The following is a 7806-nucleotide window of genomic DNA, read 5'->3' on the forward strand; positions in this document are numbered from 1 at the left end:
GTCCTTCCGTGCGGTCACTGGGTGTCGGGGAGTGTTCCGGTCGATGGCTCTGGCTCTGGCTGTGGCTGTGGCTGTGGCTGTGGCTGTACGACGGCGAGCAGGGCGCCGGGTTCGACCTGCTCACCGGGGGCGGTGCGCAGTTCGGTGAGGACGCCGTCGGCGGGGGCGGTGACCTGGTGTTCCATCTTCATCGCCTCCAGCCAGAGGAGCGGTTGGCCGGCCGTGACGGTGTCGCCGACGGCGGCGGCGATCCGCACCACCGTGCCGGGCATCGGCGCGAGCAGGGCGCCCGGTTCGGTGTGGGAGGCGGGATCGGGGAAGCGGTCCAGCGCGGTCAGCGCGGTGGCGCCGGCCGGGGAGTCCACGTACACGCGGTCGCCGTACACCGCGATCTCGTACGTGCGGCGCAGGCCGGCCACCTCCAGCACCACCCGGGTGGGCGTGTGCTCGACCAGGACGGTGTCCGGGTGGCCGTCCGCGACCAGGCCCCGACGGGTGAGGCGGTAGCGCACCTCGTACCCGGTGGCATCCCTACCGCCGTCGCCGCCGCGGCCGGTGACACCGCTGCGGCCGGCGTCCGCCTCGGCGTAGCGCTTGACCTGCGGCTGCGAGGGCAGGTTGCGCCAGCCCGAGGGCAGGGCGGAGCGGCGCGCGGCGGCGTCGGCGAGGGCGGCGGCGAGCGCGGGCAGCGGGTCGGGAGCGGTCTTGACCAGCTCCGGGAGGTGGTCGGCGAGGAAGGCGGTGTGCACCCGGCCCGCCAGGAACTCCGGGTGACGCAGCACCGCGGTGAGCAACTCCCGGTTGGTGCCCGGCCCGTGGATCCGGGCGCGGGCGAGCGCGGTGGACAGCAGGCGGGCGGCCGCCGCCCGGGTGGGCGCCCAGGCGATGACCTTGGCGAGCATCGGGTCGTAGTGGACGCCGATGACGGAGCCGGCGGTGACCCCGGAGTCCAGCCGCACACCGCTGTCGCGCTCCGCCGCGGTGGTGAACTCGGTTATGGTGCCCGGGAGTTCGAGCAGATGCAGGGTGCCGGTACGGGGCCGCCAGTCGGCCGCCGGGTCCTCCGCGTACAGCCGGGCCTCGATGGCGTGGCCGCGCGGGGCCGGCGGGGTCGCGTCGGGCAGTGGTTCGCCCTCGGCGACCCGCAGTTGGAGGGCCACCAGGTCGAGCCCGGTGACGCATTCGGTCACCGGATGCTCCACCTGTAGACGGGTGTTCATCTCCAGGAAGTGGAAGCGCCCGTCGTCCTCCAGCAGGAACTCGGCGGTGCCGGCGCCGGTGTAGCCGATCGCGCGGGCCGCGGTGACGGCGGCCGCGTGCAGCTCGGCCCGGACCGCCTCCGGCAGGCCGGGTGCCGGCGCCTCCTCGATCACCTTCTGGTGACGCCGCTGGAGCGAGCAGTCACGCTCGCCGACCGCCCAGACGGTGCCGTGCCCGTCCGCGAGCAGCTGGACCTCCACGTGGCGGCCGCGCGGCAGGTAGCGCTCGCAGAACACCTCGTCCGAGCCGAAGGCCTTGGCCGCCTCCGCCCGGGCCGCGTCCAGTTGCGCGGCCAGCTCGTCCAGCCGGCGGACCACCCGCATCCCGCGTCCGCCGCCGCCCGCGGCCGCCTTGACCAGCAACGGCAGGTCGCCCTCGGTGGGTTCGGCGACCGCGGTGAGCACGGGCACGCCCGCGGCCGCCATCAGCGCCTTGGCGGCGGTCTTGGATCCCATCGCGGCGATGGCGGCGGGCGGCGGGCCGACCCAGGTCAGCCCGGCGTCGAGGACGGCCTGCGCGAACTCGGCGTTCTCCGACAGGAATCCGTACCCCGGGTGGACGGCGTCCGCGCCCGCGGCCAGCGCGGCCCGGACGATCAGGTCGCCGCGCAGGTAGGTGTCGGCCGGCGCCGCGCCCGGCAGCCGTACGGCGGTGTCGGCCTCGCGCACGTGCGGGGCGTCGGCGTCCGGGTCGGAGTGCACGGCCACGGTGGCGATGCCGAGGTCGCGGCAGGTACGCAGGACCCGGCGGGCGATCTCGCCGCGGTTGGCGACCAGCAGGGTGGTGATCATGTGGTGGGTGCTCCTCGTCCGTCCGTACCGTCTCTCCCGGCTGCTCCCCGGCGTGCTCCCGGGTGCTTCCCGGCGTGTCTCCCGGCCCCTCCCCGCCGTCTCCCCCGCACCGGTCACATCCGGAAGACGCCGTAGCCGCGCGCGCCCTCCACGGGCGCGTTGTGGATCGCGGAGAGGCAGAGGCCGAGCACCGTCCGGGTGTCGCGCGGGTCGATCACCCCGTCGTCGTACAGCCGCCCGGAGAGGAAGACCGGCAGCGACTCCGCCTCGATCTGCTGCTCGACCATCGCCCGGATCGCCGCGTCGGCGTCCTCGTCGTACGGCCGCCCCTTGGCGGCGGCGGACTGCCGGGCGACGATCGACAGCACCCCCGCGAGCTGCTGGGGGCCCATCACCGCCGATTTGGCGCTCGGCCAGGCGAACAGGAACCGCGGGTCGTACGCCCGCCCGCACATCCCGTAGTGCCCGGCCCCGTAGGAGGCGCCGATCAGCACCGACAGGTGCGGCACCCGGGAGTTGGCCACCGCGTTGATCATCATCGCGCCGTGCTTGATGATGCCGCCCTGCTCGTACGCCGTACCGACCATGTAGCCGGTGGTGTTGTGCAGGAACAGCAGCGGGATGTCTCGCTGGTTGGCGAGCTGGATGAACTGCGCGGCCTTCTGCGACTCCGCGCTGAACAGCACCCCCTGGGCGTTGGCGAGGATCCCGACCGGGTAGCCGTGCAGCCGCGCCCAGCCGGTCACCAGGCTGGTGCCGTAGCGCGGCTTGAACTCGTCGAAGTCCGAGCCGTCGACGATCCGGGCGATCACCTCGCGCGGGTCGAAGGGCACCTTGAGGTCGCCGGGCACGATGCCGAGCAGCTCCTCCTCGTCGTACTCCGGCGGCGGCGCGAACGGGTCGGGCGCGGGGCCCCGGCGGCGGTGGTTCAGCCGGGCCACGATCCTGCGGGCGATCCGGCAGGCGTCCGCCTCGTCGAGGGCGAAATGGTCGGCGAGGCCGGAGGTGCGGGCGTGCATGTCGGCGCCGCCGAGCTCCTCGTCGTCGGCCTCCTCCCCGGTGGCCATCCGCACCAACGGCGGCCCGCCGAGGAACACCTTGGCGCGGTCCTTCACCAGCACCGCGTGGTCGGACATCCCCGGCACGTACGCGCCGCCGGCCGTGGAGTTGCCGAACACCACGGCCACGGTGGGGATCCGGGCGGCCGAGAGCCGGGTGAGGTCGCGGAACAGCGCGCCGCCCGGGATGAAGATCTCCTTCTGACTGGGCAGGTCGGCGCCCCCGGACTCCACCAGGTTGATCAGCGGCAGCCGGTTGGCGAGCGCGATCTCGTCCGCCCGCAGCGCCTTGCGCAGCGTCCACGGATTGCTCGCCCCGCCGCGGACGGTGGGGTCGTTGGCGGTGATCACGCACTCGACGCCCTCGACCGTGCCGATCCCCGTCACCAGCGCCGCGCCCACCGGGTGGTCGCTGCCCCAGGCGGCGAGCGGGGAGAGCTCCAGGAACGGCGAGTCCGGGTCCAGCAGCAGCTCGATCCGCTCGCGCGGCAGCAACTTGCCCCGGGCGCGGTGACGTTCGACGTACTTGGGGCCGCCACCGGCCAGCGCCTTGGCGTGCTCGGTGTCCAACTCGGCGAGCCGGGCGAGCATCGCGGCACGGTGGGCGGCGAACTCCGCGCCGGCGGGGTCGAGGCGGGTGGGCAACACGGTCACAGCAGCGCCTCCGGGACACGGGTGGACAGCGGCACGGTCACAGCAGCGCCTCCGGAACGCGGGTGGGCAACACGGTCACAGCAGCGCCTCCGGGATGTCGAGCCGGCGGGAGCGCAACCACTCCCCCAGCGCCTTGGCCTGCGGGTCGAAACGGGCTCCGGACGCGACGCCCTCCCCGAGCAGGCCGGTGATGGTGAAGTTGACCGCCCGCAGGTTGGGCAGCGAATGCCTGGTCACGGGCAACTCGGCGATCTCCGGCAACAGTTCGCGCAGCCGGTCGGTGGTGAGGGTGTGCGCCAGCCAGCGCCACCCGGCCTCGTCGCGGGCCCAGACCCCCAGGTTGGCGTCGCCGCCCTTGTCCCCGCTGCGGGCGCCGGCCACCAGGCCGAGCGGGGCCCGCCGGGTCGGGCCGGACGGGAGGGGGTCCGGGTCGGGTGCTGGCCGGAGCGGCTGCCCGGGTGTCGGTGTGCTCTCGGACCCGGGGGGCTGGACGGCGATCCGGCGGCCGTCCGGCAGCACCGCCGTGTGCTCGACCAGCTCGGCGTCCACGTAGGCGGCCTCGAACACCCCGTACGGCGCTCCCGGCCCGGGCGGGGCGGTCAGGTGGAAGCCCGGGTACCCGGAGAGGCCCAGTTCCACGGCGACGCGGCCGAGTTCGCGGCCGACCCGGGCCGGGTCGGGGTCGCGCGCGGTGAGCCGCAGCAGCGCGGAGGCGCTCTCCTCGGTGGGAGCGTCCGGGTGGTCCGTACGGGCGAGGGTCCAGCGCAGTTCGGCGGGCCGCGCGTCCGGCCCGAGCGCCTCGTCGAACTGCCGCCGCACCAGGTCGGCCTTGGCCTCGACGTCCAGGCCGGTGAGGACGAAGACCACCTCGTTGCGGTGCCCGCCGAGCCGGTTCAGCCCGACCTTGAGCGTGGCCGGCGGCGCCTCGCCCCGGACCTCGTCGATCCGCACCCGGTCCGGCCCCTCCTCGGTCAGCCGGACGGTGTCCAGGCGGGCCGTGACGTCCGGCCCGAGGTAGCGCGCGCCACCCGTCTCGTACAGGAGTTGGGCGGTGACCGTCCCGGTGGTGACGGCGCCGCCGGTGCCCGGGTGCTTGGTGATCACGCTGGAACCGTCGGCGCGCAGTTCGGCGAGCGGGAACCCGGGCCGGGTCACGTCGTGCTCGCGGAAGAAGGCGTAGTTCCCGCCGGTCGCCTGGGCCCCGCACTCCAGGACGTGACCGGCCACCACCGCCCCGGCCAGCGCGTCCAAGTCCCGTGGCCCCCAGCCGAAGTGGGCGATCGCTGGCCCCACCACCAGCGCCGCGTCGGTCACCCGCCCGGTCACCACCAGGTCCGCCCCGGCACTCAGGCACTCGGCCACCCCGAACGCGCCGAGGTAGGCGTTGGCGGCCAGCAGCCCCTCGGGCAGGTCGAGTTCGGCGCTGCGCGGGAGCAGATCGTCACCCTCGACGTGGGCCACCCGCAGGTTCAGCCCCTGACGCTTCGCCAGTTCCGCCGCCTCTTCGGCGAGTCGGGCCGGGTTGAGACCGCCGGCGTTCACCACCAACCGCACCCCGCGCTCCAGCGCCAGGCCCAGACAGTCCTCCAACTGCCGCAGGAAGGTCTTCGCGTACCCCAGCCCCGGATCACGCAACCGGTCACGCGCCAGGATCAGCATGGTCAACTCGGCCAGGTAGTCCCCGGTCAGCACATCCAGCGGCCCCCCGGTCAGCATCTCCCGGAACGCGGACAGCCGATCCCCGTAGAACCCGGAGGCATTCCCGATCCGAAGTACCCCTGCCTCACCCGCACTTGAACGCGAACCCAGCACGACTCCCCTCCCTGCCCTGCCGATGGCCGTCGGGTCGCCAGCAGCGTGGCACCGGCAGAGGAAAAAAGCAATCACGCTTGCTTGTTTTCATCGGAATCGGAGGCCACGTTCTGCGCGGAGCAATGGGAGACGCAGGGGCGCACGCCGGCCCGGCCCCGCCAGGCGTGGGCTGTGCGTAGGATCGCCGGCATGGCACTGCGTCCCGTTCAGGTCAACATCAAGGCTGTCGACGGCTCGGCGGTCGGCCGGTTCTGGGCGCGGGCGCTCGGCTGGACCGCCTACAGCCCCGGCGTGACCACCTATGTGGGGCCCGCCGGCGGCCTCGTCTGGCCGGACCCGGTCTTCCTCGGCATCGACGTCGTTCCCGTACCGGAGCCCAAGACCGCGACGAAGAACCGTACGCACCTCGATCTCGCCACCACCTCCACGGCCCATCAGACGCAACTGGTCGCGCACCTGAAGGCCCTCGGAGCGACCCCCGTCGACGTGGGCCAGGGCGAGGTGCCGTGGACGGTCCTCGCCGACCCCGAGGGCAACGAGTTCTGCGTGCTGGAGCCCCGGGAGGTCTACCGGGACACCGGGCCGATCGCCGCGGTGGTGATCGACTGCGCGGACCCGCGGGCCATGGCCCGGTTCTGGGGCGAGGCGGTCGACTGGACACTGCACGAGGTTGCCGACGATCACGCCGTGCTGCGCTCCGCCTCGGGCACCGGCCCGTACCTGGAGTTCATCCGCACGCCCGACGTGAAGACCGTGCCGGACCGCGTCCACCTCGACCTGCTGCCGTATCCCGGCGCCGACAAGGAAGCCGAGGTGGCCCGGCTGCGGGCCCTGGGCGCCACCGACCTCGACCTCGGCCAGGTCGACGTCCCGTGGACCTGTCTGGCCGACCCGGAGGGCCACGAGTTCTGCGTTTGCGCCCTGCACTGACGCGCCGACGACTTCCGGTCACGGCTTCGGGCCACGGTTTCGGTCACGGCTTCGGGCCGCCGCGGGCCCGGGGGAACCGATGTCCCGAGCGGCGTACCGGTGTTACTGTCCCGCCATGTCCAAGACCGAGATAGACGCGCTGACCGCCGAGTTCTTCGGGGCCTTCGACAACCGGGGCGGGAAGCCCGCCGATGTGGCCAGGCTCCGCCGGCTGATCATCCCCGGCGGCGTCATCGTGGTCACCGGCCCGTCCTTCACGGTGTACACGGTCGAGGAGTTCATCGAGCCGCGCGAACGCCTGCTGTCCGAAGGCCGGCTGGTCGAGTTCTCGGAGTGGGAGACCTCCGAACGCACGGACATCGCCGGCGACATCGCCTCGCGCTTCGGCACGTACCGCAAGTCGGGCATCCTCGACGGCGAACCCTTCGAGGGCAGCGGGACCAAGACCATCCAGTTCGTCCGCGGCGAGGACGGCTGGCGGATCTCGGCGTTCTCCTGGTACGACGACGAAGCCTGAGCGGCGAACCCGACTGGGCTCGGGCTGTGCCGACTGGACTCGGGTGGGTCCGTCCTGCGCGTCCCCGCCCGGTCCGGCCGGTCAGCGCAGCGGGATCACCATCTCCAGTTCCTTGCTCCCCGGGTCCAGCGCGTACGGCTGGCTGCCACCGGTGAACTCGAAGCCACGCCGGCGGTAGTAGGCCTGCGCGCGGTCGTTGAGCTCGTGCACGCCGAGCAGCAGCCGGTCCGCACCGGCCTCGCCACGCGCCCAGTCGAGGATGCCGTCGAGCAGACCGTCCGTCACGCCGCGTTCCCGGCCGCGGTGGTCGGGGTGCACCCACACGCCCATCAGCAGGGCGGTACCGGGTTCGGTCACCTTGGAGAGCATGATGCCCACCCACTCGCCGTCCTCGGCCACGGCGACCAGCCCGACCCAGCCGGGCCCGTTCACCCGGACGGTCCGCGCCTGCCACTCCTCCTGACCGTGCGCCAGCGCCGTCTCGTACGTCTCCAGGAACGCCAGCGGGGTGTCCTGCAGCATCGCGAGCCGGATCGCCCGCATCCTCTGCCACTCCCCCACCGGGATCCGCTCGATCCGGTAGCCCATGGTCCCGCCCCCTCGGTCACATCCGGCCGACTCAGCACCGACCGGGTGTAGTTACCGGCCGGTTCCCCCGGCCGAACCGGGGCAGCATACGCCACCGGGCCGCTGAGCTGCCCGAACACGTCGGGCGGGTGGGGCTGGTGGCCGGCCGGCGGGCGCGGGCACGGGCGCGGCGGGCGGGGGTGTGGGCGAGGGTGAC

Annotated in this window: 6 protein-coding genes; 2 read left to right on the forward strand and 4 right to left on the reverse strand. The window is 73.6% G+C overall.

The features are described from left to right. Positions 1–14 precede the first annotated feature (14 nt). From ACWEQL_RS10000 to ACWEQL_RS10010, 3 genes are all read right to left on the reverse strand, one after another. A complete protein-coding gene (locus tag ACWEQL_RS10000; RefSeq protein ID WP_452149712.1) occupies positions 15–2051 on the reverse strand; it encodes an acetyl/propionyl/methylcrotonyl-CoA carboxylase subunit alpha in 2037 nt (678 codons plus the stop codon). 113 nt (positions 2052–2164) lie between these two features. Continuing rightward, positions 2165–3763, reverse strand: coding sequence for an acyl-CoA carboxylase subunit beta (locus tag ACWEQL_RS10005; protein WP_452149713.1), 1599 nt, complete (start codon positions 3761–3763; stop codon positions 2165–2167). Positions 3764–3838: 75 nt separating this feature from the next. Further along, a complete protein-coding gene (locus ACWEQL_RS10010; RefSeq protein ID WP_452149714.1) occupies positions 3839–5479 on the reverse strand; it encodes an acyclic terpene utilization AtuA family protein in 1641 nt (546 codons plus the stop codon). Between the two features lie 285 nt (positions 5480–5764). Here ACWEQL_RS10010 and ACWEQL_RS10015 point away from each other — a divergent pair, with 285 nt between their 5' ends. Beyond that, on the forward strand, positions 5765–6505 hold the full coding sequence (locus ACWEQL_RS10015; protein ID WP_452149715.1) for a VOC family protein: 741 nt from the start codon (positions 5765–5767) through the stop codon (positions 6503–6505). A gap of 115 nt (positions 6506–6620) precedes the next feature. After that, on the forward strand, positions 6621–7022 hold the full coding sequence (locus ACWEQL_RS10020) for a nuclear transport factor 2 family protein (protein ID WP_452149716.1): 402 nt from the start codon (positions 6621–6623) through the stop codon (positions 7020–7022). 81 nt (positions 7023–7103) lie between these two features. Here ACWEQL_RS10020 and ACWEQL_RS10025 read toward each other — a convergent pair whose 3' ends face one another. Next, the gene (locus ACWEQL_RS10025; RefSeq protein ID WP_452149717.1) at positions 7104–7610 is read right to left on the reverse strand and encodes a GNAT family N-acetyltransferase; all 507 of its coding nucleotides are present in this window, start codon (positions 7608–7610) and stop codon (positions 7104–7106) included. Between the last annotated feature and the right edge of the window lie 196 nt (positions 7611–7806).

The sequence above is a fragment of the Kitasatospora sp. NPDC004240 genome (assembly GCF_053603215.1).

What these genes read in the sequence shown, in the direction of transcription:
- ACWEQL_RS10000 (WP_452149712.1), bottom strand. Translation starts at nt 2,051, where the DNA reads ATGATCACCACCCTGCTGGTCGCCAACCGCGGCGAGATCGCCCGCCGG.
- ACWEQL_RS10010 (WP_452149714.1), bottom strand. Translation starts at nt 5,479, where the DNA reads ATGCTGACCGGGGGGCCGCTGGATGTGCTGACCGGGGACTACCTGGCC.
- ACWEQL_RS10015 (WP_452149715.1), top strand. Translation starts at nt 5,765, where the DNA reads ATGGCACTGCGTCCCGTTCAGGTCAACATCAAGGCTGTCGACGGCTCG.
- ACWEQL_RS10020 (WP_452149716.1), top strand. Translation starts at nt 6,621, where the DNA reads ATGTCCAAGACCGAGATAGACGCGCTGACCGCCGAGTTCTTCGGGGCC.
- ACWEQL_RS10025 (WP_452149717.1), bottom strand. Translation starts at nt 7,610, where the DNA reads ATGGGCTACCGGATCGAGCGGATCCCGGTGGGGGAGTGGCAGAGGATG.